This window comes from Candidatus Filomicrobium marinum (assembly GCF_000981545.1).
In the GTDB taxonomy this organism is placed as follows: Bacteria; Pseudomonadota; Alphaproteobacteria; order Rhizobiales; family Hyphomicrobiaceae; genus Filomicrobium; species Filomicrobium insigne.
In genome coordinates this window covers 1,505,641-1,531,288 of sequence record NZ_LN829119.1, presented here as the reverse complement: position 1 = coordinate 1,531,288, position 25,648 = coordinate 1,505,641, and the positions used below count along the sequence as shown (strand labels likewise).

The window sequence follows — 25,648 nt, the reverse complement described above, 5'->3', positions numbered from 1 at the left end:
AAAGTATGATCCCGTAATGTTTCTGGTTTCGGGCACGAAACGGGGCGGCTTATGCCGCCCCGATCGTTACTTCGATGCTGTCGGATGGGCACGACCTATCCTTGAGGACCAGGATAAGCCTTACCCCAACCCCAGGCGCCGGAACCGAACCCGCGGGCCACGACACGTTCGCGATAAATATCGGAGACGATATCGCCATCACCTGCGAGCAGCGCTTTGGTCGAACACATCTCTGCGCAGAGCGGCAGCTTGCCTTCGGCGAGACGGTTGCGGCCGTACTTCTTGAACTCGATGTCCGAATTCGCCTTCTCCGGCCCACCTGCGCAGAACGTGCACTTGTCCATCTTGCCGCGTGATCCGAAGTTAGACGCCTGAGGATATTGGGGCGCACCGAACGGGCACGCGTAGAAGCAATAGCCGCAGCCGATGCACAGGTCCTTGTTATGCAGAACGACGCCTTCGTCGGTCTGGTAGAAGCAGTCGACGGGGCAGACGGCCATGCACGGTGCATCAGAGCAGTGCATGCACGCGACCGAAATCGACCGCTCACCCGGTTTGCCGTCGTTGATTGTGACGACACGCCGACGGTTTACGCCCCACGGCACCTCATGCTCGTTTTTACAGGCGGTGACGCAAGCGTTGCACTCAATGCAGCGTTCGGCGTCGCAGAGAAACTTCATACGTGCCATGGATCAGGCCCTCCAGATCTTGCAGAGCGTGGTCTTTGATTCCTGCATCTGCGTGACGGCGTCATAGCCGTAGGTTTGCGCTGTATTGCTGGCTTCACCCAATACGTAGGGATCTGCACCCGGAGGATACTTCGACCTGAGGTCTTCACCCTGGAAGTGACCACCGAAGTGGAAGGGCATGAAGGCGACGCCAGACCCGACCCTTTCGGTGACCAAAGCCATAACCTTGACCTTGCCCTTTTCAGGGCCCTCCACCCAAACAGTCTCGCCGTCCTTGATGCCGAGATTGTTGGCATCCTTGGGATTGATTTCGACGAACATGTTTTGCTGGAGCTCGGCCAACCACGGGTTCGAACGGGTCTCGTCGCCGCCGCCCTCGTACTCGACGAGGCGCCCTGAGGTGAGGACGATCGGATAGCTGTCGTAGAGCTTTTCCTCCATCGCCTTCTTCTGGATGGTCTCAAACAGGACCGGTAGGCGATGCAGCTTACGATCCGTGAACGTTGGATAAGAGGCGACAAGATCTGGCCGCGGTGAATACAGTGGCTCGCGGTGAAGCGGAACAGGGTCGGGGAAGGTCCAAACCACTGTGCGGGCCTTAGCGTTCCCGAACGGCGCCAAGCCGTGCTTGATGGCAACGCGCTGGAGGCCACCGGACATATCCACCTTCCAGTTGACCTTGCCCATAGCTTCCGGATCGCTGCTTCCGGCCACCTTTTCGATGGCAGCTCTTTCCTCTGCCGTCAGGTCACCTGCCCAGCCGAGCTTGTCGATCATGGCATAGGTAATCTCCGGATACCCATCCTTGATCTCCGAGCCTTCGGGGTAGGATTCGACTGCAAGCAAGTTATCGGCGTCGGGGTTCCCCTTCGCCCACTTCTCTGGCGCAGCAACACCGAACCGGGCGCGGAAGCAGAGGCCACCTTCGGCAACCGGCTTCGAGGTGTCATAGAGCACCGGCGTGCCAGGATGCTTCAGCTCGGCGGTGCCCCAGCATGGCCATGGCAGACCGTAGTAATCGCCGTCGCATGGGCCACCATTGGCCTTCAACGTTCGTTTGTCGAAGGTGTGCTGGTTGGCCATGTGCAGCTTCAGGCGGTCGGGGCTCTGTCCCGTGTAGCCGATCGTCCACATGCCTTTGTTGAACTCGAGAGTCGTGTCTTCGACATTCGGCTCGTTGTTTTCGACTTTGATGTTTTTGAACATCTCTTTGTCGAATGCGAACTTCTTGGCGAAGAGATACATGATCTCGTGATCGACCTTGGATTCGAAGAGTGGCTCAAAAACCTTTTCGCGCCATTGCAGCGAGCGGTTTGACGCGGTCACGGAACCCGACGTTTCAAGCTGCGTGGCTGCCGGCAGGACATAAACGTTGTCGCTGCGGCCATGCATCACTGCTGTTACCGTCGGATAGGGGTCAACTACGACGAGGAGATCAAGCTTCTCCATCGCTTTCTTCATATCCGGCCCGCGCGTTTGCGAGTTGGGAGCATGACCCCAGAAAACCATCGCACGGACCTTGTCGCGTTGCTCGATGTTCTCCTTATCTTCGAGTACACCGTCGAACCACCGGCTGACGGGGATACCCTTGGCCTCCATCATCTCCTTATTTTCGAAACGTGAGAGGAGGTAGTTGTAATCGGTATCCCAGACTCGGGCCCAGTGTTTCCAGGATCCTGTCGCCAGACCGTAGTAGCCCGGCAAGCTGTCCATCAGCACGCCGAAGTCGGTTGCACCTTGCACGTTATCGTGGCCGCGGAAGATGTTGGCGCCACCGCCTTCGACACCGATGTTGCCCAGCGCCAGCTGGAGCACGCAGTAAGCGCGTGTGTTGTCGTTGCCGTTCGCGTGTTGTGTACTGCCCATACACCAGACCAACGTGCCGGGTTTGTTTGTGGCGAGTGTCCGCGCGACGCGATGCAACTGCGAGCCGGGAACGCCGGTCACCTTTTCGGTTTCTTCCGGGGTCCACTTCTTCACTTCTTCGCGAACGGAATCCATGCCCCAGACGCGTTTGCGGATGTACTCCTTATCTTCCCAGCCATTTTCGAAGATATGATACAGGATACCCCAGATCAGAGCGACGTCGGTCCCTGGGCGGAAACGTACATATTCCGTTGCGTGTGCCGCGGTGCGGGTAAAGCGCGGGTCGCAGACGATTAACGGCGCATTGTTCTGTTCCTTGGCCTTCAAGATGTGCTGCATCGCGACGGGATGCGCTTCGGCGGCGTTACTGCCGATGAAGAACATCGCCTTCGAATTCAACATATCGTTGTAGGAGTTGGTCATCGCGCCATAGCCCCAGGTGTTGGCAACACCTGCGACCGTGGTCGAGTGGCAGATGCGCGCCTGGTGGTCGACGTTGTTCGTGCCCCAATAGGCCGCGAACTTGCGCATCAAGTAAGCTTGCTCGTTAGAATGTTTCGCGGAACCCAGCCAGTAGACAGAATCTGGACCCGACTCTTCACGGATCTTCATCATCTGATCACCGATCTCGTCGATCGCCTGATCCCATGTGATCCGCTTCCACTTTCCGCCTTCCAACTTCATTGGATACTTCAAGCGTCGTTCGCCGTGAGCATGCTCACGTATCGACGCGCCTTTGGCGCAGTGCGAGCCGAGGTTGAACGGGCTGTCCCAACCGGGCTCCTGCCCGATCCAAACACCATTTGAGACTTCAGCAATTACCGTGCAGCCCACCGAGCAGTGGGTGCAAACAGATTTACGCGTTTCAAGTTTGCCGGCTGCTTTTGGAGCAGCCGCGTGCGCGCGCTGAACGCGCCCTCCGACAAACGAAGTCGCGGCCGCAACGCCCCCAACGGCAAGTCCAGAATTGCGGAGGAAGGACCGACGGTCGATCGCGCCACCGGGAACGGCATCACGCAGCACCGCCGTAATACCTTGGCGAGGCGTTACACCGGAAACCTTTTTCCTGAGCATATCTCTTCTCCCATGAGCGGAAGCCCGCGCGTTCGCGATAGGGTTCGCGCGACGCGTGCTCCCGAGCTCAATTCATCACATGAATTTTGCGAGTTCGTAGTAGCGCTTTACGTGTTCGCTCTCACGGTAGGTCTGGCCGGGCTTTGGTTCAGCCTCGACCTCAGCTGCCAGTGCTGGACTTGCCGCAGCCACTGCTGCCGCGCCACCACCGACCACGCTCGCGCCGGCAAGTTTAAGAAAACTACGCCGGTCGGCTGCCGCGGCCTTCTTGTCATTTTGCATCGTCCGCTCCTCCTTTTGCCCGGTCCGACAACCGGGCCTCCTTCGTGCATTGCGTGCCTCTCGACGCCCAGAGGCATCAGGGTTGAAGCTGCAGAGACACTGGTCAGCTTCGGCCTTAGGAAAAAGCGCGTTAGACGTACTCAAACGCGCGTTTTTCAATCTCCATAAACTCGACGCCTATGCGGCCCAGGGCGGCATAGAACGAAGACTGATCTGTCTCAGAGAGATCCTTGAAGAAATATGGTGCCCAAGACGCCACATGAGTTTCGAAGAATTTCCGCTGGCGCTCCAAGTCGACTGGACCTACGAGCGATCCGTCGACGAGACCTGCCATAATTTCGAGGACACTCGCGATATGGTCCTCCGGCTCCTTGACCGACGGATCGCGCTCGATGCCGAGCGCAGCCATATCCAGACGCAGTCTGGCAAGTGGCTTTTCATGTAGAAAGCCGGTCAAATAGTAGGAGGCGAATGGAACCAGTACGCCGCGACCAAGACCGATAAACAAGTCGTGGAAGTCGTCATCGGCAGCGACTTCATCCGTCGCAGCAGCCGCCTTAGCAAACTTTGATATTGCCTGACCTAATGGGCTCTCGTCGCCAGTCAGTTGTGCTGCGTGCTGAAGTTCTGATTTCTTGACTGTTTGCGTCAAGTATGCACATATGAGCCGGTACAGATCGGCTCGCAGGTCCTCCTCGGATCTGTGTGCGAAATCTTGTTGCCTATCCCTGGGCAGCGGTTTCGCGACCAACGCGACCCCTCCCTTGCGCCTGCATTAGGTGTGTGAACAATTCCGCTTCAGACTGCGACGAAATATGCCGATCTGCAAGGCAGATTCATTGGTATGCCAGGAACCAAAGCACTGATTTTTCAAAGCTATCTCGCATCACAGCATGCATAAATTATGCTCTGTTTGCTGTTTTTTACGTCGTATTCTAAGGTCTGGTAAATTTATCAATTGAACGCGCAAATTTGCATTTTCACATTGCTGCAGCGCATTCATGCTGAGGCTTGCACTTGCGGCGTGCACCGATAGGCTGAGGTACGGTCGCCTAAACGGTGCGCAGACCCTGCTTCTGACATTCTGCGCTGACCATATAGCAAACGGCCAATTGGATCGCCGATCGTGCTCGCTGGATGCGTTCAATCTAGGATCAAAATCATGCGCCGGATCGGCAAGTAGGGAAAGAAATATCTCAAGATGGCTGCCGAAAGTCACAATCAGCATGTGCCCGCGCTTGAAAAAACTGCGCCGATGATCGACCCCTTCGGTCGTCACGTCTCCTACTTGCGCGTCTCGGTTACAGACCGTTGCGACTTCCGATGTGTCTATTGCATGTCGGAGCATATGACGTTTTTGCCGAAGAAGGATTTGCTGACGCTCGAAGAACTCGACCGGCTGTGCTCCGCATTTGTATCGAAGGGTGTCCGCAAGCTTCGGATCACAGGTGGCGAACCCTTGGTCCGTAAGAACATCATGTGGTTGTTTCGAGCTTTGTCACGCCATCTGGACGCAGGCGACCTCGAAGAATTGACCCTGACAACCAACGGTAGCCAGCTCGCTAAATTCGCGACTGAGCTTTATGACTGCGGCGTGCGCCGGATCAACGTTTCACTCGATACGCTGAGCCCGGACAAGTTCAAGGCCATCACCCGCTGGGGGGACTTAGAAACGGTCTTGAAAGGTATCACCGCCGCGGAACGCGCCGGGATCAAGATCAAGATCAATGCGGTCGCCCTGAAAGGCGTCAACGACGAAGAGATCGACGATCTGATGCGGTTCGCGCATGGCCGTGGTGCCGACCTCACGCTCATCGAAACGATGCCAATGGGCGATATCGAAGGCGATCGCACGGACCAATACTTGCCGCTTTCACTCGTACGCGCTCAGCTCATGGACCGCTGGACGATGCATGACATCCCCTACAAGACTGGCGGCCCGGCTCGCTACGTGGCTGTCGAGGAAACCGGTGGGCGGCTCGGTTTTATCACTCCGATGACGCACAATTTTTGCGAAAGCTGCAACCGCGTACGTCTGACCTGCACGGGCACGCTCTATATGTGCTTAGGACAGGACGACGCGGCAGATCTTCGCGCGCCGCTACGGGCCAGCGATGACAATGACGTCCTCAGCGCAGCTATCGACGAAGCCATCGCGCGCAAACCGAAGGGGCATGATTTCATTATCGACCGGCGCACAAAACGCCCAGCCGTATCACGTCATATGAGCGTGACCGGCGGCTAGAAATGGATGGGCCGGGAGCGGGTTTGGCTTTGCGCGGCTCAATCTATCAGCTTAAGAGCCGCTGGACGGCAGCACGCATATCCTCAAGCGCAAACGGTTTGAGTAAAAACTCGTAACGTGCGTTGCTCAATCCGTTAACGCGTTCCAATTCTGCGTGATGCGCCGACATCAAGAGGATCGGCATATCGGCTGCGAAAGTAGCAGCACGCTGGCATAATGTGATCCCGTCCAAGCCAGGCATATCAACATCCGCGATCAGCAATGCGAAGGTCGCACCGGGCGCTGTAAGTTGTTCGAGCGCTACGTTGCCATCCTCAGCTACCGATACATCGTGGCCATCACCCTGAAGCGCGTGCTTTAAAAAATTTAGCGTCGCGGTGTCGTCGTCGGCCAACAGGATCTGCATCTTCGGACACCTCAGGACGCTAATATTTACCATATGGGATAGGGCACCAGGGCGCGCGCCAGCTTCATCCACCTGCCATCCTGGCGACATAGGGAAGTTCACGGTAGCGATGCGCTAGATCCATACCGTAGCCGACGACAAATTCGTTGGGACACTGGAAAGCGCGAAAATCGACCTCGAGTTGCACCGCCCTGGGAATGAGCTTTTCCAACAGAACACAGGTCAGAATATTGCGCGCGGCGCGCGCACTCATCAGGTCTTTCGCGAACGCCAGCGTGCGACCGGAATCCAGGACGTCGTCGACAATCAGAACATTGCGTCCGCGAACGTCCAATTCTACGTCACGCAGGATGTCAACGGTGCCCGATGAAACCTTGCTCTTGCGATAGCTCGACAGGGTTATGAAATCGACTTCCGGCTCAATGCCGACGGCGTTCAAAGCGCGGATCAGGTCAGCCGCAAAAACGAAACTGCCTTTCAAAACCGCGACGACGATTAGATTTTCAAGCTTGCGCGCGGCAATTTCCACCGCAAGCGACTGAAGGCGGGTTGCAATTTGGTCAGAGGTGAAGACAACCTCGAGATTGGTGGCCGTCTGGTTTTTGGTCGCGGACGTGGGTTGGCTCATTTTCTCGTTGCCTTGTCTTCAGAAACTGTGGTCTGGGCTGTTGCACAGACCTGCGGTTCGCTTCTATCCAGTCTCTAGGTATCGACGGAATATGATAGTCACGCAATTGCGTACACAATGGGGGCCCACATTAACACTTGCGTACACGAGGTGGCCACATTCCTCCTTGATTGAACGCTAGCCTAGTCTGGCGCGCCTTGCGCCAAGCCTTTTCAATGCACGCAACCTTCTTGCAGAACTGACTGAGCACAGCACGTGATCCGACTGAACAATGTTGCTTTGCGCTATGATCGTGGACCAGACATCCTGACGGACGTCAATTTTCACCTGCGTCCAGGTTCGTTCCACTTCCTCACTGGTCCTTCCGGCGCCGGGAAGTCTTCCCTATTGCGGCTCCTGTTCATGTCCATCCATCCGACGCGGGGTCAAATTCATCTTTTCGGCCAGGATGTCAGTAAGATTACGACAGCCAAGCGCGCGCAACATCGGCGCCGCATCGGCATCGTGTTTCAGGATTTTCGTCTGCTCGATCACTTGACCACCTGGGAAAATATCGCACTTCCTTTGCGCGTCGTCGGCAAACGGATCGACGATTATCGCGAGGACGTGACGGATCTTTTGCAATGGGTCGGGCTCGGCGATCGCATGCATGCCTATCCCTCGATTCTGTCGGGCGGTGAAAAGCAGCGTGCCGCTATTGCCCGCGCCGTCATCGGCAAGCCGGAACTGCTTCTGGCCGACGAACCGACGGGTAACGTCGACCCGCAGATGGCCCGCCGGCTTCTGCGGCTGTTTATCGAACTCAACCGGCTTGGGACATCGGTCGTGATTGCAACGCACGACCATCAACTCATGCGCCAGTTCAAGGCGCCAAGATTGGAATTGCACGACGGTCATGTCAGGATCGTTTGACACCACAGGAGGCCGACCGGCTCGTCGGCGGTTCTCGGACTCTGACGCGCTGGATGATGTCGTGACAGGTCCGCCCACACGGACGGCGCGGCCACGCCTCATACCACAGCGACGCCGCGAACCGTCCGGCGGTCCGTCGCGCAGTATCCGGATCGATAAGAACGGCGGCCAGGGTGCTGTCGTACCCGCCGGGTCGGTGACGGGTAGCTCACTCAATCTCGTTATTACGATCATGTGCTTCCTTGCGTGCCTGACAGCAGGTGCCGTTTACATGATCAATCAATCTGCGGATGCATGGCTGCGTGATGTCGCCAGCGAAGTTACCGTTCAGGTAGAGCCCCGCGAGGGCAGCGACATCAACAAGGTCGTGGATGACGTGGCTGCTTATCTACGTGCTCAGCAGGGTATCGCAGCCGCCACGGTATTGAGCCTTGATAACGCAACACATTTGCTTGAGCCCTGGCTTGGAAAGTCCGACGCACTGGAATCCCTGCCCGTGCCAAGGCTCATCGCTGTCGAACTGAATCGCGGCGCTCCACCCAACTTTGAAGCCCTATCGCGCGAACTCCAGACGCGGTTCACAGGCGTCACACTCGACGACCATCGCCAGTGGCAGACACAGATCCGGACGGTGACTCGCTCTCTGGCTCTTGGCGGGATCGCCATCCTGCTTCTTGTTGCCGCCGCCACGACAGCGATCATTGTCTCAGCAACGCGCAGCGCCATGGCTTCAAACAGGGAGATTGTCGAAGTTCTTCACTTTGTTGGCGCTACCGACGGCTTTATCGCGCGTGAGTTTGAAAAGCACTTCCTTCGTCTGGGCATTCGTGCCGGCGTCGTTGGCGCCGGGTGCGCCATGCTCGTGTTTTTGCTGATGCCCATCGTGACGCTGCTCTTGGGCGGCGGCTCCATGACCATGGTGGAACTCAACCGGCTGATCGGCACCGGCACGCTCGATGCTGCTGGTTACGTTCTGTTAGGCATCGTCATCGTCGTGATTGCCGCGCTTTGCATGCTGACGTCACGTTTCGGGGTCTATCGCATTCTCAACAGCCGCAACGATTAGTAACGCCGGAGCGCGCGTGCTTGCCGCAACACTGCCAGCTTCGTATTCTGGCACTCAGAAGCGTGGCGGGACGGGGCGGTTGCAGGCTCGGCACGTTTCGGGGGATAAGGGGCGACGCCCAAGAGCGAAGTCAATGAACCGAATGGACCCGGGTCTTCAGACGACCGGGCCCGATTGTTGTTTGGCATCATCACTGGGCGCTTTCGATTTGCAGGTGGCCTGACAGAATGACCCGCGGGTTGAAATGGCTAATCGGGTTGTTTGCGATGAGCGCGGGGCTCGTCGTGTTCGGCTTCGTGTTGTTTGCCAGCATCGTGATGCGCGACCCGGAGCCAGACAATCAAAAGGCCGATGCCATCGTGGTGCTGACTGGCGGTGAATCCCGCATTCGCGAAGCGGCGAAGCTATTGCGCCAAGGCCGGGCCGGCCGTCTGCTGATCACCGGCGTCAATCCTAAGACGGGCAGCCGCGACATCGGCCGACTGAGCGGACTGACCGAGGAGGAACTCGACTGTTGCGTCGATCTTGGCTACGAGGCGCTCAATACCAAGGGCAACGCCGAAGAAACTGCAGGCTGGACGCGCGCGCGCGGATACACTTCGCTGATCATAGTGACAGCCAGCTATCACATGCCACGCAGCCTGCTTGAGTTGTCGCGCGAACTTCCGAATGTCACGTTGCTGGCGCACCGAGTCATGCCGAAAAGCTTGCAGCAGAACGAGTGGTGGCTTAACCCGCGTACCGCGCGCGTCCTGCTTTCCGAATACGTCAAATTAATCCCGGCCGCGATGCGCCTTGCGGTTACACGTGTCCTTTCAGGATGGGAGGATGGCTCTGTCGCTCAGAGCCAGCCTGAAACTCCCGCCAAAATCTAAACCGGTTCTCTCATGTTCCGATCGATCCTGTTTACCGGGGTGTTCTACCTGAACACTGCTGTGTTCCTCATTCTGGGCTCACCGCTGCTCTTCGGCCCGCGCCGATGGGCGATGATGGGCCTGAAAGCGCATGCGCGCGCTTCCCTCTGGTGGATGCGGGTGATTGTCGGAACCAAGCTCGAAGTGCGGGGGCTCGAACGCCTGCCGTCCGGGCCTGTCCTTGTTTGCGCCAAGCATCAATCTGCGTGGGATACCTTCGCGCTGATCCCATTGTTTCGCGACCCCGCGATGGTAATGAAGGCGGAACTCGGCAATATCCCACTTTACGGGTGGTTTTCCCGCAAGTTCGAACACGTCCTCATACAGCGCGAGCGCGGCCCGGCGGCATTACGCCAGATGATCCGGGATGCCAAAGCCCGCGCCGAAGAGGGGCGGGAGATCGTTATTTTTCCCGAAGGAACACGTCGCGCACCGGGAGCTGCGCCTGACTACAAGCCGGGGGCTCTGGCACTTTACGACGGCCTGGACCTTCCTTGTGTTCCCTTGGCGCTCAACTCCGGCCTGTACTGGCCCCGCCGCTCTATGATCCGGTATCCCGGCACAATCATTGTGGAGATTTTAGACCCTATTCCGCCGGGCCTCCCACGCTCCGAGTTTCGTCAACGGCTTATCTCCGACATTGAAACAGCATCGGAGCGGCTGATGGCTGAAGCGGCTGAAAGCGCTACGCCCCGCCTATCCCAAATCCAACCACAGCAGAAACAAAATAAGAATATTTAGAGAACATTTATTGACGCGCGTACAGAGCGACCTTATTTTAACGGGAGTTCTCGCGCGGCTGTTTCGGTCGCACGCTATATGAGTTGGACCGACAGTAAAAACCGATGCCTCACGCCAAGACACCGGGTTTTTTTGCAGCAATCGCCGAAGCGATCTGGAACGGCAAATACCGTCTGATAGATGCGGACGGCGCAGCGGTCGACAAATCGCTCGCCGATACCTTTGCGCGGGTAGCTCGCGCGGCAGCGTCCGTCGAAAAGGGCGGTGCGCAGCAGCGCCAACGCTGGGAGAAGCGCTACTTTGAGGCGCTCGCCGACTTCGGCTTTCTGCCAGCTGGACGCATCCTCGCGGGTGCAGGATCGCAACGCGAGGTCACGCTTTTCAACTGCTTTGTCATGGGCACGGTGCCCGACGATCTCAGGGGCATCTTTGATAGCGTCAGAGATGGTGCGCTCACCATGCAAATGGGTGGCGGCATCGGCGTCGATTTCTCAACGCTCCGACCCAAGGGGGCGCTTGTCAAAAGCATCGGCGCAGACGCCTCAGGTCCGGTGAGTTTTATGGAAGTCTGGGACGCCATGTGCCGGACGATCATGTCAGCTGGGGCCCGTCGCGGCGCAATGATGGCAACGCTGCGTGATGATCACCCCGACATCGAAGACTTTATCGAAGCAAAGTCCACAGCTGGGCGCCTGACAAACTTCAATTTGTCGGTTCTGGTCAGTGACAAACTCATGCAGGCTGTCGCTGACGATGCAGAGTGGGATCTGGTTTTTGACGGGAAGGTTTACCGACGCCTACCGGCGCGGGACCTGTGGCAGCGCATTATGCGCGCCACGTACACTCAAGCCGAACCGGGCGTCATTTTCATTGATCGCGTCAACGCACGGAACAACCTTTCCTATTGCGAGACGATCCGGGCGACGAACCCTTGCGGTGAGCAGCCGCTGCCGCCATTCGGCGCATGCCTGCTTGGCTCTTTGAACCTGACGCAGTTCATCCGCGATCCGTTCACGGCAGACGCCCATCTCGACATCGATAGTCTGCAAGAACGCGTTGCTGTCGCGGTGCGCTTCCTCGACAACATGATCGATGTTACCCGCTATCCCCTGACCGCCCAAAAGCAGGAGGCGAAGGCGAAGCGGCGCATGGGCCTTGGCGTTACTGGGCTTGCCGACGCGCTGATCATGTGCCGAGAGACCTACGGCAGTACGCGCGCCCTGAAACTGGCCGAAAGCTGGCTGCGGACCATCGAGGTTACGGCCTATCGCACGAGCGTTAATTTGGCCCGAGAACGCGGATCGTTTCCACTTTGCGATGCGAAGGCGCTCCTACAAAGCCCCAACATCATCGGGCTCCCTGACGATATCAAACGCGGGATTGAAGCTCACGGCCTACGGAATGGCTGCCTGACATCGGTGGCACCAACCGGTACGATTTCATTGCTCGCTGGGAACGTTTCGAGCGGCATCGAGCCGGTGTTCGATTTTATCTACCAGCGCAATGTGCTTGACCGGCATGGCGGGACCCGCAGCGAAACCATCGAAGACTACGCCCACGCTGTCTTCCGGCGCCAATTCGGCGAGGATGTAGGGCTTCCGGACTATTTCGTACGTGCCGACCAGTTGACTCCGAGAGCACATCTGGAAATGCAGGCTGCCATCCAGCGCCATGTCGACAGCTCTATCTCAAAAACCATCAATTGCCCCGCGGAGATGACGTTCGAAGCCTTCAGCGATGTTTATTCGATAGCCTATGAGCTGGGGCTTAAGGGTTGCACGACATACCGGCCCAGCGCATTGCGTGGTGCCGTTTTGAGCCGCAGCGTGGAACAGTCACCGCCAGCACCAACCGAGACCGAAGTCAGCGGGTCGACTGCCAGGACCGGGGCACCACAGGCCCCGGTCAAGGCCGCCGCAGTCCATTACATGGCCAAACCCCTCGAACGCGAGCCAGCGCTTCAGGGCTATACTTATAAGTTGAAATGGCCGGGCAGCGACCACGCGCTCTATGTGACGATCAACGACATCGTTCGAGATGGGCGCCGTCGGCCGTTCGAGATCTTCATCAATTCGAAAAACCTGGAACACTACGCCTGGATGGTGGCACTGACCCGGATGATCAGTGCTGTTTTCCGGAGAGGTGGCGACGTATCTTTTGTGGCGGAAGAACTTACCGCCATCTTCGATCCCCAGGGCGGCCGCTGGATCGGCGGGCGCTACGTGCCTAGCCTCATCGCAGCTATTGGCGAGATCATAGAGGAACACATGCGCCGTATCGACTTTATGCCGGGCGATCAGGAGCAACATTCGCTGGGGCTGGCTCAGTTGATGAATGCCGGGTCAGAAGGTCCAACGGGCACTGATATGGCGACACCAACGTCGCGCTCGGAGATGGGCGATGCCCCCTCCGGCTTCTCAGCCCATCAAACTCCCGCTCAATGCCCGCGGTGCGGCTCGGCCCAATACGTCCGCTTGGAAGGTTGCTGGGAATGTCAGCGGTGCGGCTTTTCCCGTTGTGATTGAGTGCAGTAACACAACAGCTCAAACACCCGAATTCTTTAACAATTCTTTTTCATCTTACGTGGAACCGGTTTACCCGGTCGCTGGTTTGACACTCGTACACTTGTTGCGGGAAATCGGCACAAGCAAAATTCTCGCCGGATGGCATCGACAAGTCCGTCCATGGAGTTTTTTCGTGCAAGTTACGCTAAGAACAAGCTATTTGGTTTGCGCAGATAACGTGATGTTTACCGATTGTTGAAAAGAGTAGGCACTAGCCTTATTTCAGCGCGATAATCAAACTAAACTTGTTATTGTTGCGCTACCCTTGGTGTCGTTGTGACCGCGTGGTCCGAGGATGTATTGTAATGAGTGCGCGCATTATCGAGCTGGCTGAAGTCCGCGCAAAACGCGCTGGACGTCGCTCGCGCCCCGCGAAGGTTGCTCCCCAACCTGTCGCCCATTGCGAAAATTTCTATTTCTGGCGCGGCGCCTCAGGCAGCCGGTATGTTCATTCGATCTATTCCCTGATCGAATGCCCAGAACTTCCGAAGACAAACTACTTGCTCGTAAAGCGCGACGAGATTAGCGGGCAGCGCACGGTGCTTGGCGTTGGTCTTGCCACCCACCACGCACCATCTCTCAACCTCGCGGAAATTCGCCAGAGGGGCGCTCTTCTCGGGGCTAATGAAGTCCATGTGCACATGCTCGCCGGTTCGCTGAAGCAGGCGAAACTCATTGAATTCGATCTGCGCGCGTCCCTTTACGGGCTCGATACAGCGACAATGGTTCACCACTGAGATCTTAGCGCGAACATCTGCCTTATGAACCTCGGTATCTGCCTTACGATACCGAGGTTGTTTTATATTCAGATATTTTGAGCATTTAGCCGTTTCTAGACACGGATGCTCACGGCGTCAGTTTTCGTCCATCTTTAGAGCGGCAATGAAAGCTTCCTGCGGAATCTCGACTTTGCCGAACTGGCGCATTTTCTTCTTACCGGCCTTTTGCTTCTCAAGGAGCTTGCGCTTGCGCGTGATGTCGCCGCCATAACATTTGGCAATAACGTCTTTGCGCAAAGCGCGGATCGTTTCTCTCGCGATAATCCTGCCGCCAATCGCCGCCTGCACGGGGATCTGGAACATATGTGGCGGAATGAGATCCTTAAGCTTTTCGCACATGACGCGGCCGCGGCTCTCGGCCCGTGAGCGATGGACGATAATCGAAAGCGCGTCGACCGGCTCGGCGTTGACCAGGATCGACATTTTGACGAGGTCGCCCTCTTCATAGCCGATCATTTGATAGTCAAACGACGCATACCCCTTGCTGACAGACTTTAAGCGATCATAGAAATCGAAAACGACCTCGTTCAGTGGCAGTTCGTATACCAGCATGGCCCGCGAGCCGGCATATGTCAGGTTCTTCTGGCGGCCTCGCCGGTCCTGGCAAAGTTTCAAAACCGAACCGAGGTACTCGTCCGGCACCATGATGGTGGCGCTGATCCAGGGCTCCTCCAACCGGTCGATGCGGACGGGGTCCGGCATGTCCGCTGGATTATGCATCTCGATCATGGTCCCGTCGGTCATATGGATCTGATAGACAACGGACGGAGCTGTGGTGATGAGATCGAGGTTAAACTCTCGTTCCAATCGCTCGGTAATGATCTCCAGGTGGAGCAAGCCGAGAAAACCGCAACGGAACCCAAACCCCAATGCCGCGGAACTTTCCGCCTCGAATGAGAAGCTGGCATCGTTAAGGCGCAGGCGCCCCATGGCGTCGCGCAGATCTTCAAAATCAGCAGCGTCAACTGGAAACAGACCACAAAACACCACCGGCTGCGCCGGCTTGAAGCCAGGCAATGGCTCGGCGCACGGGCGTTTGTCGTCGGTGATCGTGTCACCAACTCGGGTATCCGCGACCTCCTTGATCGCTGCGGTGAAGAAGCCGATCTCGCCCGGACCGAGCTGGTCTAACATTTCCTGCTTCGGTCGGAAGACGCCGACACGCTCGATCGGATGCACGGCGCCCGTCGACATTAGACGGATCTTCTGTCCCTTCTTCATCGTGCCTTCAATGACGCGGACCAACACGATGACGCCGAGATAAGCATCGTACCAGCTGTCAACCAGCATCGCCTTCAGAGGCTTCGTCGCATCGCCTTCAGGAGCCGGCAAGCGTTCGACAACCGCCGCTAGCACGGCCTCGACATTCACACCGGTCTTGGCGGAGATGGGGATCGCATCAGAGGCGTCCAGTCCAATCACATCCTCGATCTGCTCCTTAACCCGATCGACGTCGGCTGCAGGCAGGTCGACCTTGTTGAGGACAGGCAGAATCTCAAGGTCGTTGTCGAGCGCGGTATAAACGTTGGCAAGCGTTTGTGCCTCAACACCTTGAGATGCATCGACGACCAGAATAGCGCCTTCGCAGGCCGCCAATGAACGCGAGACCTCGTAAGCGAAGTCCACGTGGCCTGGCGTGTCCATCAGGTTCAACTGATAGGTTTTGCCGTCGGTATGCTTGTAATCAAGGCGCACTGTTTGAGCCTTGATTGTGATGCCGCGTTCACGCTCGATGTCCATCGAGTCGAGAATTTGCTCTTTCATCTCGCGCGTGGTCAGGCCGCCGGTCAACTGAATCAGCCGATCGGACAACGTGGACTTGCCGTGGTCAATGTGAGCGATGATCGAGAAGTTTCGGATCAACGATGTATCTGTCATGGCGGCTCATTAGCACCGGCTTCGTGGCGGTGCCAAGCAGATTGGAAGCCGCATCCAAGGCCACATATCCATTTTTTTCCGTGCCTCTTGCCCTTGTCGAACGCGAGATGCGGTCTACCGAATGGTTAATATTGGTGGCCGGAGGCAGATCTGAAGGCCTGAAATCTTTCAGAACGTGCAAGTTTGCGGGTGACCCCGACAGTTGGGGCTCGCGTTTCTACCTCTGGCACGCTACGGTTTGGTTCGTTTCTTAGACTGATTTCCGGCGGAGAGAACTCATCCCCCAGAGTTTTCTGGCCGAGCCAAGGAGCCCCACATGGCAAGCTCATCTAAATCCAAGAACCATGCTCTGACTGAGGAGGCCCGGGAAGCGGCAAAGGCTGCATTCGATGCCCTTGCGCAATGGCGCGATGATATGGCGGCGGCCAACGAGCGTTATTCGACAAAGGTGTTCGATCAAATGGCCCAAGCGACACGGGCGATGGGCTGGCCGGACAACGTTATCGAAACAACTCGCATGCAGATGCAAAACGCATCTCAAATGCAGCTCCAGATGATGGATCAGGTGATGGAGGCTTGGTCGGAGCAGCTTAATTCTCCGACAGCTGCCATGCCGACCCCTACAGATTTCATGGAGCAACTTCAACGGATGCAGGCTGGCGCTATGAACGCCGGCACGTCGGGCTTGGGCTTCGGCAACATGCCAGGAACCGGTGGGTTCGAAGGTATGGCGATGGCTCCGTTCCAGATGTGGATGCAGGCTGCCGAAATGTGGCAGCGGAATATGGCTTCCGCGATGTCGATGTGGACCGGCGGCGCCTCTGACAAACGCAACCGCTGAGTGACTGCCGGTTTCTTGTCCGAGTGATCTTTGCATCCGCCCATGAAGGCGGATGCTTTTGATCGTTCCCCGCCTCGGGGCAGCTTACCGACCTGCCCGATTAATACCCAAAAACGAGGTTACCTGCCTACACGAAGGCCCACGTGCTCGCACGTGTAGGCACTCGGTGGACTTGACTGATCTTGAGCGATCAGGCGAGGTGCCGCCGCCCACATTTTGCAATCATATAGACGGGGAGAGTTCATATGCGATATCAGCGCTCGTTGGCCGGAGTTGCTTTGGGGTTGCTGTGTGCCGCGGCCCTGCCGGTCGGGTCGCTGGAGGCAAGTTGCACAAACCGGGGCAGCTTCTCGTCTTGGATGAAAGAATTTCGACAAGAAGCCGCACAGAACGGCGTTTCCCAACGCACGATTTCGCGGGCTCTGGATGGTGTGTCCCTTGATGAACGCATTATCAAGCGCGACCGCCGGCAAGGGTTCTTCTCTCAATCTTTCAATGATTTCTCCAAGAAGCTCGCAACAAACCACAGATTACAAGCCGGTCGGAAGAAGATCGCCGCGAACCGAAAAACATTCGAACGCGCGGAAGCTACCTACGGCGTACCAGCGGAAGTAATCACCGCATTCTGGGCGCTGGAGAGCGATTTTGGCGTGGGCATGGGTGATTATCCAGTCCTACAGGCGCTCGCGACGCTGGCTTATGACTGCCGACGGCACGAACTTTTCCGCGCGGAGTTGCTCTCCGCCCTGAAGATCATCGACCGTGGTGATCTGGATCCCGGTGAGATGATCGGGTCTTGGGCGGGCGAACTCGGTCAGACGCAGTTTCTTCCGACGCACTACCTCAATCACGCCGTCGATTTCGATGGCGACGGACATGCCAACTTGTTCAAGAGTGATGCGGACATCATCGGATCGACGGCAGCGTACATGAAGCATCTCGGCTGGCGACCTAATGAGCCCTGGCTGCAGGAGGTCGTCGTTGCTCGTGATCTGCCGTGGCAAGAGGCTGATCTTGCTATTAAGCATCCTAGATCAAAGTGGGCTGGCTGGGGCGTGAAGCTGGCAAATGGAAAAGCGCTGCCCAACGACAATCTGCCTGCTTCGCTCCTGCTCCCGATGGGGCGGACCGGACCAGCTTTCCTCGCGTATAATAATTTCGATATCTACCTAGAGTGGAACCAATCGCTCAACTACGCCACCACCGCGGCCTATTTGGCGACGCGCATTGGCGGCGCGGATCCAATGAAAGGACAGGATCGCAATATACCTTCTCTTTCAGGTCAGGAAATGAAAGCCCTGCAAAGCAGCCTGACGGACCGCGGTTATGATGTCGGTAAAATCGACGGCATTCTCGGAGCCAAGACGCGCGCAGCGGTGAAAGAAATGCAGTTGAAGTTCAACCTGCCCGCCGATAGCTACCCAACGATCGATCTTTTGAGACAATTGGGGGGCTAAGCACCGCATTTTCGAGGGGTAAACGAAAGTATCATCGTTAACCCCTCGCCGCTGCCGTTATTCAAATATCGACCAAGAAAACTGGTGAGCTACATTTTAGCGCAGGTTCTGAGACTTCAACGAAAAAGTCGTTCCAGACCTACTGTCTACGCCTTATTCCCGCAATATTTCATCTCATCTTTAGCTAGATCTAAATTCTGAAACCTATTGGCATGGTTGAAAAAAGGTTTCGTTTAGGCAATTAAGCAGCGGCTGGCTTGCATTCCCCCGGTACGCCAGTCGAATTCCCAGCAAGTTACTTCTAGCTGGCGCCTTGCGGCGCATCCGCAGGCGAAATGTGAGGGCTCGTCTCGCTGAACCATATCGCGGAACGTGCTGATTGGGGCGTTGAATAATAGTTGGGATGATTACGTGTGCATATACTCGGAATAACTACAGAAACGCATGATACCGGCGTGGCGATCCTGCGCGACGGGATGCCTCTCGTTGTTTACGAGGAAGAGCGCTTCAATCGAGAGAAACACACCAAGCGCTTCCCGCAACAGGCGCTGGCTGCAGCGTTTGACGGTTACGGGCTCAAGCTCTCCGACATCGACGTCATTACCGTTCCGTGGAATATGAATTCCTATCGGCGCACGATCGGACGCATTCTTACGCGTAAGCTCCCTCATAGCCTCAATCTGCTTTGGCCTGAAGCGCGTAAGACAACAGCGCTCGGCGCTGCGAACATGCCGCTCCGGCTCAAAACAGCGCTCGGACGGCGCTACGGTTTCCAGAATTTGCCACGGCTCGTGCAGATCAATCACCATAACGCTCACGCTGCCGTATTTTTCGTTTCGCCTTTCGAAGAAGCCACCATTCTCATTATGGATGGCTACGGTGACGAATCCGCGACCAGCGCCTATGCCGGCAAAGGTAACCGTATCGAAAAGCTATGGCAGGACGATTTCTTCGATTCCCTCGGCATGCTCTATTCGTGCGTCACGGAGCATCTCGGTTTCAAGGTATTCGAAGAAGGCACAGTCATGGCCCTGGCGGCTTGTGGCGGTCCTACATATCTCGATAAGTTCCGGGATGTCGTGCGCTTGCTCGACGGTGGGCGGATCGCGATCAACCGCGACTACATCGGCTATGATACGCATGGCTTCATGCGGCCGTTTGCGGAAAAGTTCGTCGGCTTGTTTGGACCAGCGCGCCGTCGCGAAGATCCATTAACGGACCATCACCGCGATCTCGCGTTTGCTCTGCAGGCGGTCGTGGAAGAAGCCATCATCCACATCGTGCGGGAGCTCTCGCGGCGGCATCCGTCGCGCAATCTGGTGTTGTCGGGCGGTGTCGCTTTGAACTGCGTCGCGAATGCTCGGATTCTGCGCGACACTGATTATGAAAACGTTTGGGTGCCACCCATCGCTTCGGATTCGGGCGTTTGCCTGGGTTCCACGCTCTACTATCACCATCAAACCCTCGGCCATCGCCGGGAGTATACGATGAACCATCCGTTCTTCGGCATCCAGTTCACTGACGATCAGATCATTGAAGCCCTTAATGCTGCGGGACTACCTTATAAGCGCCTCAGCGAGTCGGACTTGCTCCGCACGGTCGCGCAAGATCTCGCCGCCAGCCGGATCGTCGGCTGGTTCCAGGGGCGCGCAGAAATCGGCCCGCGCGCACTCGGCAATCGCTCGATCTTGTCAGACGCGCGCAGCCTGAAGATCAAGGATCTGATCAACGCGCGCATCAAACACCGCGAGGCGTTCCGGCCATTTGCTCCGGCAGTGCTCGTCGAGAAGGTCAGCGAATACTTCGAGTTCGATCAGGCTGACCCGTTCATGACGATGGCACCGCGACTCCGCCCGAACAAGGTCGATGTTATTCCAGCTGCGGCACACGTCGATGGCACGGGACGGCTCCAGACCGTAGAACGGACGGCTAACCCCCGCTACTACGCGCTCATTGAACAGTATGCGAAGTTGACGGGCGTTCCGGTCGTTCTAAATACCAGTTTCAATCGTCAAGAGCCGATTGTGAACACGCCGAAAGAAGCCATCTCTTGTTACCTCCGAACGGAAATGGACGTTCTCGTTCTTGGGGACTTCTATATTACCGAACGCCCGGCGCAGGCGATGGAGAAGGCACAACTGGCTTTTGCCGCTTGATGTGAACGCCGTTTCTACCTGGAGGCACGCGGGATCTTGAATGCCCGAGTGCCTCCAGTGTTGTTGCGGTCCAATGCAACGGGGCACGAGACTTTCAACAGGAGCCTTCGATGAAAAAACTCCGATTGCTTGCGATCGCTACGCTGGCGGCTTCCGCCCTGGCCGGTATCGCGGTTGCCCATGACTACGAGGCCGGCGCGTTGAAGATCGACCATCCTTGGGCGCGACCGTCGATCGGTGAAACCAAAAACAGCGCAGCGTATTTCAAGATCGAGAACACGGGTAAGGCTGCAGACCGGTTGGTATCGGCAAAAGCCGACATCGCGGAACGCACGGAACTGCATGAAAGCGTTGACGAAGGCGGCGTCGCGAAGATGCTGCCGCTTAAGGACGGCATTCCCGTTCCCGCCGATGGCGAAGCCGAACTCAAACCGCTCGGCATGCACGTCATGCTCATGGGGTTGAAATCAAAACTCGAAGAGGGCCAATCGTTTCCGATGACCCTCACGTTCGAGAAACAGGGCGATGTTCAGGTCGAGGTCAAGATTGAGGCTGGCGCCTCCGGCCACAATCATTCGCACCACCACTGATCCCTAAGAAGCACGGGATCAGCAGCTCGCATTCACTGACAACGGCCATTTGTCGTTGTCAGTGAAGTTTCACCTCGGGTTCGGTACGCCGTGTGATGGTGCGCGACAGCGTATCGAGCATGACCTTCCAGGGGCCGTGCAGTGCCCACTGATGCATCTTGTATAGCGAGCGATACATCACCTTGGCGAAGAACCCCTCGATCCACATGCTGCGGCCAGAAACAAATCCCATCAGGCTGCCGACGGTCGAATATTCACCTAGAGAGACTAGTGAACCGAAGTCCTGATATTTGAAGGGACGCAGAGGTTCGCCCTTCATTTGCCTCTGGATCTGACGCAAGACGTGCGAGGCTTCCTGGTGCGCCGCCTGCGCGCGCGGTGGGATCGGCGTTGTCTTTCCTTCCGGCACGAGATACGCGGCATCGCCAATGACGAAAATGTCGTCATCCCGCGTCGTCTGAAGGGTTGGCTTGACCACGAGTTGGTTTGAGCGGCTGACTTCAAGGCCATCGAGATCTGCCAACACGTTCGGGCCTTTCACGCCTGCTGCCCAGACGACAAGCGCCGACGGAATGAACTCGCCTGTCTGCAGCAACACGCCTTTTTCGCTAACGGAGGTCACCCTCGCGTTCGCGCGGACTTCCACCCCGAGCTTTTCGAGGATCTTCGTCGTCGCCGACGATAAGCGCTCCGGCAACGCCGGCAGAATGCGCGGTGCCGCCTCGATCAAAGTGATCTTGATGTCCTTTTCCGGGTCAATGCGATCCATGCCAAAGGCGACGACACCACGCGCAGTGTGATGAAGCTCGGCAGCAAGTTCCGTCCCGGTAGCGCCAGCGCCGATGATCGCGACATGGAGCTGGCCCGGCTCAACGGGGCCCGGCTGCGCGTTGGCGCGGAAACACGCGTTGACGAGACGCCGGTTAAAGCGCACCGCCTGCTCCTTGGTGTCGAGCATGATGGCGTGCTCCGCCACACCTTCGGTTCCGAAGTCATTCGACACGGAGCCGATGGCGATCACAAGCGTATCGTAGCCGAAGCCACGGGCTGGCGTGATCTGGCGGCCGTCTTCATCATACGTGGCGCTGCAGTAAACCAGCTTCTTCTCGCGATCGAGGCCGGTCAGCTCACCGTAGCGGTAGCGGAAGCCGTGCCAGTGCGCGTGCGCGAGGTAATCGAGTTCGTGGCGTGAAATGTCCATGCTGCCAGCGGCGATCTCGTGCAGCAGTGGTTTCCATACGTGGGTTCGCGCACGATCTAGCAACGTAATGTCAGCCCGGCCACGCTTGCCGAGTTTGCGGCCTAACCCCGTGACGAGTTCGAGGCCGCCCGCACCACCGCCAACAACGACGATGCGGTGCTTGTCGGAGGGGCCCGGCACGATCATAGGTTCGGTTGGATCACCGGAGGTGGCGATTGCCGTCTCGTTCATCGATACCTTCCCCTCTAGCCGCGGATCTCTCCGCCCGTTGCCTTTCCGACCGCCGCGATAACCTTTTCGGCGACCACTTCGATTTCCTTATCCGTAAGCGTTGCATCCATCGGCTGAAGTGTCACCTCGATTGCGAGAGACTTCTTACCTTCTGCCGCTAGATTTCCACCTTCGAAGACATCGAATACGTTGACGCTCGTTATCAGCTTCTTATCGGCACCTTGCGCAGCGCGTACCACATCTCCCGCAGCAACGTCTGCGTTAAGTACGAACGCGAAATCGCGCCGTACGGGCATCAGATCAGCCGTCGCCAGGGGCGGACGCGTCAGGCCCGAGCGCTTCTTTTCCGGTGGCAGGCGATCGAGGAATAACTCGAAGGCCGCCAGAGGCGCTTCAACATCGAGCCCCTTGAGCAGGCCCGGATGAAGCTCACCGAAGTGGGCAAGCACGACCTTTGGTCCCAACCGGAATACACCTGAACGGCCAGGGTGATACCACGCGGGCGCGTCCCGCGTGACCTGCACCTTTGTGACGTCCAACCCGAGGTTTGCAAGGACAGAGGCGACATCTTCCTTAGCGTCGAACACACCAGCTGGCTTTGCCGCGCCGTCCCAGTGCCGTCCTCCGCCGATCAGTCGTGCCGTTCCCGAGCGCACGCCTGCCGCAATAAGCATCTGTTCATCAGGCTTAGGTCCGGCATAGGCCTGGCCCAACTCAAAGAGCGCCAGATCGGGATTGCCGCGATTGCGGTTGCGCTGCGCAGCAGCAAGCAACCCGGGAAGCAAGCTTGGGCGCATGACCGACATCTCGACCGAAATCGGATTGGCCAATGTCAGCGTTTCATCACCGCCGCCGAAGGCTTCGGCCTCTTCCTTCGTGATGAAGGACCAGGTTATGGCCTCTGTGAGCCCACGGCCAGCGAGCGTGCGCCGTGTGCGGCGGACGCGAGACTGGTTGCTGGTCAATACCGGGCGAGCAACGCCGTGCATGCGCGGAAGCGGTGTCGACGGCACGGTATCGATACCGGCGATGCGGACAACCTCTTCGACGAGATCTGCGGGACCGAAGATGTCAGGACGCCAGGACGGGACTTTTACGGTCAGCTTGCCGCCCTTGCCCGAGACCTCGCAGCCTAGCGCATCCAAGATCGCTTTGATCGCAGCATCGGAGAGCTCCAACCCTGTCAACTTAGCAACGCGCGCTGTCTCGAACTGAATCTTAACGTCGGGTTCCGGCGGCTTTCCTGCCACGTTGGCACGTGACGGAGTACCGCCTGCCAATTTGAGGATCATGTCGGTTGCCAGGTCGAGGCCGGGCAGGACGGACGCGGGGTCGACACCCCGCTCGAAGCGATAGCGCGCATCTGTTACGAGACCGGTCTTGCGGCCCGTCGCGGCTGTCCGCAAGGGATCGAACCACGCGCTTTCAATCAGCACGTTTTGCGTCGCTTCGGTGCAGCCGGTATCTTCGCCACCCATAATGCCACCCAAACCTAACGGCCCCTTGTCGTCGGCAATCACGCACATGGTGTCATCAACCACATAGGTCTTCCCGTCCAGACCGAGGAAGCTCTCGCCCTCGCGGCCGAGACGGGCGCGAACACCGCCTGTCAGTTTATCGGCATCGTAGACGTGCAATGGCCGACCGCGATCGTATGAGATGTAGTTGGTGACATCGACCAAGGCATTGATCGGACGCAAGCCGACCGACTTCAGCCGGTTTTGCAGCCACTGAGGCGACGGGCCATTGCTGACGCCGCGCACGTAGCGACCGGCGAATACCGGGCAGGCATCTGCGTCGGCCTCAGAGAACTCGAGATCGATTGCGACGGGGCAATCATAATCACCCTCGACGCCCCCCAGCTTGGGCTCAGGCTTGAGCTCGCCTAATCCAGCGGCAGCCAGATCGCGCGCAATCCCGCGAACGCCGGTGCAGTCAGGCCGGTTCGGCGTTAAACCAACCTCGATAACCGGATCGTCCAGGCCCAGCGCCGCGACATAAGCTGTTCCGACTTGACCCGCGAATTCCTCGCTCACCTCGATGATGCCTTCGCTATCGTCGGATAGCTCCATCTCGGCTGCGGAGCACATCATGCCATTGGACACGACACCGCGGACGGGCCGTTTCTCCAACGTAATGCCCGAGCCCGGCACGTAAGTTCCGATGGGCGCAAACACGCCGAGCATGCCAGCGCGCGCGTTGGGCGCGCCGCAAACGACCTCAAGAGGTGGCTTGCCAGGTTCGGTTTCAACTTGCAGCACTTGCAGGCGATCCGCATCGGGGTGCGGCTTTGCTTCAAGCACCTTGGCAATGCGGAAGGCACCGAGCTGTTCGCCCAGATTCTCAATGCCATCAACCTCCAGGCCGATTGCCGAGAGTGTCGTGGAAATCTGATCCAGCGATGCGTCTGTCTCAAGATGATCTTTGAGCCAGGAGAGCGTGAACTTCATGCCGGTTGCCTTTCCCAGTCACCACTTGGTGTCATAGCACTTTTCAGTTGTCTTCGCTTTCTTTCCGGCCGCCCAAGCGCTCGCGCAGCCTCAACCGAAAGCCATGACGTTTCGATCTTTCCCGCGGCTGTCGCACCTCTCCGTACAGTGTCCTGCGTACGCGGCGCATCCGTGCCCAGATCCATACGAAGGACAGCGCGATGCGAATGAGCGTCAAGCCGTAGTAAATTCGGAAAACGAAGCAATAAATTACGAACCATTGGTTGGAGCGATCCATGAGTATCGGTGTTACCGATATCTCGAAGTGCTCCATGATGTCGAAGAAACCGCCCCGCAAGACAAGGTCGAGGCCAAACAGCGCCGCGCCAATCGGACCTGCCGAAATCGGATTGTTGTCGCTGTCGACAAAAAGGCCGATTCCATCGGACTGCAGAAACAGGCAGCTGACGACGAACAGAATGTAGAAGACGAGCATCGAGATGCCCATCGACCGGTAGTAGATGAGCACGTGACGCAACGTGTCGCCGCTGAATCCGTACTGGATCCAATCGTCGAGATCGCGATGCTTGGTGTCGTGAAAAAACCACGTCAGGATCGCCATGACGATCATGGCGATAGACAAAGCTATCGCCATGATGACGGACGCGGACATATTTATCAGCGCCGGCATCATCCAAA

General features: G+C 57.5%; 21 protein-coding genes. 11 read left to right on the top strand and 10 right to left on the bottom strand.

What is annotated here, in order from left to right; genetic code table 11:
* Positions 1–95: 95 nt before the first annotated feature.
* The 4 genes from fdh3B to YBN1229_RS07335 form a co-directional block, all read right to left on the bottom strand.
* On the bottom strand, positions 96–689 hold the full coding sequence (gene fdh3B / locus YBN1229_RS07350) for a formate dehydrogenase FDH3 subunit beta (protein WP_046477725.1): 594 nt from the start codon (positions 687–689) through the stop codon (positions 96–98).
* Positions 690–692: 3 nt separating this feature from the next.
* Positions 693–3,629 carry a formate dehydrogenase subunit alpha gene (locus YBN1229_RS07345; protein WP_046477723.1) on the bottom strand — a complete coding sequence of 979 codons (2,937 nt, stop codon included), beginning with the start codon at positions 3,627–3,629 and terminating at the stop codon, positions 693–695.
* A 75-nt stretch (positions 3,630–3,704) separates the two neighbouring features.
* Positions 3,705–3,911, bottom strand: coding sequence for a twin-arginine translocation signal domain-containing protein (locus YBN1229_RS07340; RefSeq protein ID WP_046477721.1), 207 nt, complete (start codon positions 3,909–3,911; stop codon positions 3,705–3,707).
* A gap of 130 nt (positions 3,912–4,041) precedes the next feature.
* A complete protein-coding gene (locus YBN1229_RS07335; RefSeq protein WP_197540893.1) occupies positions 4,042–4,563 on the bottom strand; it encodes a TorD/DmsD family molecular chaperone in 522 nt (173 codons plus the stop codon).
* A 549-nt stretch (positions 4,564–5,112) separates the two neighbouring features.
* Between YBN1229_RS07335 and moaA the strand changes: the two genes are divergently transcribed.
* Positions 5,113–6,156 carry a GTP 3',8-cyclase MoaA gene (moaA, locus tag YBN1229_RS07330; RefSeq protein ID WP_046477718.1) on the top strand — a complete coding sequence of 348 codons (1,044 nt, stop codon included), beginning with the start codon at positions 5,113–5,115 and terminating at the stop codon, positions 6,154–6,156.
* A 46-nt stretch (positions 6,157–6,202) separates the two neighbouring features.
* On the opposite strand, the gene YBN1229_RS07325 is transcribed toward moaA, so the two are convergent.
* Positions 6,203–6,562, bottom strand: coding sequence for a response regulator transcription factor (locus YBN1229_RS07325; protein ID WP_046477717.1), 360 nt, complete (start codon positions 6,560–6,562; stop codon positions 6,203–6,205).
* A gap of 64 nt (positions 6,563–6,626) precedes the next feature.
* The gene (gene hpt, locus YBN1229_RS07320) at positions 6,627–7,190 is read right to left on the bottom strand and encodes a hypoxanthine phosphoribosyltransferase (RefSeq protein ID WP_046477715.1); all 564 of its coding nucleotides are present in this window, start codon (positions 7,188–7,190) and stop codon (positions 6,627–6,629) included.
* A 255-nt stretch (positions 7,191–7,445) separates the two neighbouring features.
* On the opposite strand from hpt, the gene ftsE reads away from it, so the two are divergent.
* From ftsE to YBN1229_RS07285, 6 genes are all read left to right on the top strand, one after another.
* The gene (gene ftsE, locus YBN1229_RS07315; protein WP_046477713.1) at positions 7,446–8,102 is read left to right on the top strand and encodes a cell division ATP-binding protein FtsE; all 657 of its coding nucleotides are present in this window, start codon (positions 7,446–7,448) and stop codon (positions 8,100–8,102) included.
* Complete coding sequence (locus YBN1229_RS07310) at positions 8,086–9,168, top strand: cell division protein FtsX (protein WP_052743769.1); 1,083 nt, start codon at positions 8,086–8,088, stop codon at positions 9,166–9,168. The genes ftsE and YBN1229_RS07310 overlap by 17 nt, the downstream gene beginning before the upstream one ends.
* A gap of 227 nt (positions 9,169–9,395) precedes the next feature.
* Complete coding sequence (locus YBN1229_RS07300; protein ID WP_046477710.1) at positions 9,396–10,043, top strand: YdcF family protein; 648 nt, start codon at positions 9,396–9,398, stop codon at positions 10,041–10,043.
* 12 nt (positions 10,044–10,055) lie between these two features.
* Positions 10,056–10,823, top strand: coding sequence for a lysophospholipid acyltransferase family protein (locus YBN1229_RS07295; RefSeq protein ID WP_046477708.1), 768 nt, complete (start codon positions 10,056–10,058; stop codon positions 10,821–10,823).
* A gap of 104 nt (positions 10,824–10,927) precedes the next feature.
* The gene (locus tag YBN1229_RS07290) at positions 10,928–13,348 is read left to right on the top strand and encodes an adenosylcobalamin-dependent ribonucleoside-diphosphate reductase (protein ID WP_046477703.1); all 2,421 of its coding nucleotides are present in this window, start codon (positions 10,928–10,930) and stop codon (positions 13,346–13,348) included.
* A 344-nt stretch (positions 13,349–13,692) separates the two neighbouring features.
* Positions 13,693–14,124, top strand: coding sequence for a hypothetical protein (locus YBN1229_RS07285; RefSeq protein WP_046477700.1), 432 nt, complete (start codon positions 13,693–13,695; stop codon positions 14,122–14,124).
* 117 nt (positions 14,125–14,241) lie between these two features.
* Here YBN1229_RS07285 and lepA read toward each other — a convergent pair whose 3' ends face one another.
* Positions 14,242–16,044 (bottom strand): translation elongation factor 4, encoded by a 1,803-nt coding sequence (lepA, locus tag YBN1229_RS07280; RefSeq protein ID WP_046477698.1) that lies wholly within the window; start codon positions 16,042–16,044, stop codon positions 14,242–14,244.
* A gap of 316 nt (positions 16,045–16,360) precedes the next feature.
* Between lepA and YBN1229_RS07275 the strand changes: the two genes are divergently transcribed.
* The 4 genes from YBN1229_RS07275 to YBN1229_RS07260 all read left to right on the top strand — a co-directional run bounded on the left by YBN1229_RS07275 (position 16,361) and on the right by YBN1229_RS07260 (position 21,088).
* A complete protein-coding gene (locus YBN1229_RS07275; RefSeq protein ID WP_046477696.1) occupies positions 16,361–16,885 on the top strand; it encodes a hypothetical protein in 525 nt (174 codons plus the stop codon).
* A gap of 245 nt (positions 16,886–17,130) precedes the next feature.
* Positions 17,131–18,342, top strand: a complete 1,212-nt coding sequence (locus YBN1229_RS07270) for a lytic murein transglycosylase (protein WP_046477694.1) — start codon at positions 17,131–17,133, stop codon at positions 18,340–18,342.
* A 413-nt stretch (positions 18,343–18,755) separates the two neighbouring features.
* Entirely contained in the window at positions 18,756–20,498 is a 1,743-nt protein-coding gene (locus tag YBN1229_RS07265; protein WP_046477692.1) for a carbamoyltransferase family protein, read from the top strand.
* A gap of 110 nt (positions 20,499–20,608) precedes the next feature.
* Complete coding sequence (locus YBN1229_RS07260) at positions 20,609–21,088, top strand: copper chaperone PCu(A)C (protein ID WP_046477690.1); 480 nt, start codon at positions 20,609–20,611, stop codon at positions 21,086–21,088.
* Positions 21,089–21,146: 58 nt separating this feature from the next.
* Here YBN1229_RS07260 and YBN1229_RS07255 read toward each other — a convergent pair whose 3' ends face one another.
* Genes YBN1229_RS07255 through YBN1229_RS07245 form a run of 3 tightly spaced genes read right to left on the bottom strand, consistent with a single transcriptional unit; the run spans position 21,147 to position 25,622 of the window.
* Positions 21,147–22,475: an NAD(P)/FAD-dependent oxidoreductase gene (locus YBN1229_RS07255; RefSeq protein WP_046480109.1), complete on the bottom strand. Its 1,329-nt coding sequence runs from the start codon at positions 22,473–22,475 to the stop codon at positions 21,147–21,149.
* A gap of 59 nt (positions 22,476–22,534) precedes the next feature.
* On the bottom strand, positions 22,535–24,970 hold the full coding sequence (pheT, locus tag YBN1229_RS07250) for a phenylalanine--tRNA ligase subunit beta (RefSeq protein WP_046477688.1): 2,436 nt from the start codon (positions 24,968–24,970) through the stop codon (positions 22,535–22,537).
* Between the two features lie 43 nt (positions 24,971–25,013).
* On the bottom strand, positions 25,014–25,622 hold the full coding sequence (locus YBN1229_RS07245) for a hypothetical protein (RefSeq protein WP_139165281.1): 609 nt from the start codon (positions 25,620–25,622) through the stop codon (positions 25,014–25,016).
* Positions 25,623–25,648: the final 26 nt, after the last annotated feature.

Excerpts from the sequence above, each read along its gene's own strand:
- fdh3B (WP_046477725.1), bottom strand. The coding sequence starts at position 689 with ATGGCACGTATGAAGTTTCTCTGCGACGCCGAACGCTGCATTGAGTGC.
- YBN1229_RS07345 (WP_046477723.1), bottom strand. The coding sequence starts at position 3,629 with ATGCTCAGGAAAAAGGTTTCCGGTGTAACGCCTCGCCAAGGTATTACG.
- YBN1229_RS07340 (WP_046477721.1), bottom strand. The coding sequence starts at position 3,911 with ATGCAAAATGACAAGAAGGCCGCGGCAGCCGACCGGCGTAGTTTTCTT.
- moaA (WP_046477718.1), top strand. The coding sequence starts at position 5,113 with ATGGCTGCCGAAAGTCACAATCAGCATGTGCCCGCGCTTGAAAAAACT.
- YBN1229_RS07325 (WP_046477717.1), bottom strand. The coding sequence starts at position 6,562 with ATGCAGATCCTGTTGGCCGACGACGACACCGCGACGCTAAATTTTTTA.
- hpt (WP_046477715.1), bottom strand. The coding sequence starts at position 7,190 with ATGAGCCAACCCACGTCCGCGACCAAAAACCAGACGGCCACCAATCTC.
- YBN1229_RS07310 (WP_052743769.1), top strand. The coding sequence starts at position 8,086 with ATGTCAGGATCGTTTGACACCACAGGAGGCCGACCGGCTCGTCGGCGG.
- YBN1229_RS07300 (WP_046477710.1), top strand. The coding sequence starts at position 9,396 with ATGACCCGCGGGTTGAAATGGCTAATCGGGTTGTTTGCGATGAGCGCG.
- YBN1229_RS07295 (WP_046477708.1), top strand. The coding sequence starts at position 10,056 with ATGTTCCGATCGATCCTGTTTACCGGGGTGTTCTACCTGAACACTGCT.
- YBN1229_RS07290 (WP_046477703.1), top strand. The coding sequence starts at position 10,928 with ATGCCTCACGCCAAGACACCGGGTTTTTTTGCAGCAATCGCCGAAGCG.
- YBN1229_RS07285 (WP_046477700.1), top strand. The coding sequence starts at position 13,693 with ATGAGTGCGCGCATTATCGAGCTGGCTGAAGTCCGCGCAAAACGCGCT.
- lepA (WP_046477698.1), bottom strand. The coding sequence starts at position 16,044 with ATGACAGATACATCGTTGATCCGAAACTTCTCGATCATCGCTCACATT.
- YBN1229_RS07275 (WP_046477696.1), top strand. The coding sequence starts at position 16,361 with ATGGCAAGCTCATCTAAATCCAAGAACCATGCTCTGACTGAGGAGGCC.
- YBN1229_RS07270 (WP_046477694.1), top strand. The coding sequence starts at position 17,131 with ATGCGATATCAGCGCTCGTTGGCCGGAGTTGCTTTGGGGTTGCTGTGT.
- YBN1229_RS07260 (WP_046477690.1), top strand. The coding sequence starts at position 20,609 with ATGAAAAAACTCCGATTGCTTGCGATCGCTACGCTGGCGGCTTCCGCC.
- YBN1229_RS07255 (WP_046480109.1), bottom strand. The coding sequence starts at position 22,475 with ATGATCGTGCCGGGCCCCTCCGACAAGCACCGCATCGTCGTTGTTGGC.
- pheT (WP_046477688.1), bottom strand. The coding sequence starts at position 24,970 with ATGAAGTTCACGCTCTCCTGGCTCAAAGATCATCTTGAGACAGACGCA.
- YBN1229_RS07245 (WP_139165281.1), bottom strand. The coding sequence starts at position 25,622 with ATGTCCGCGTCCGTCATCATGGCGATAGCTTTGTCTATCGCCATGATC.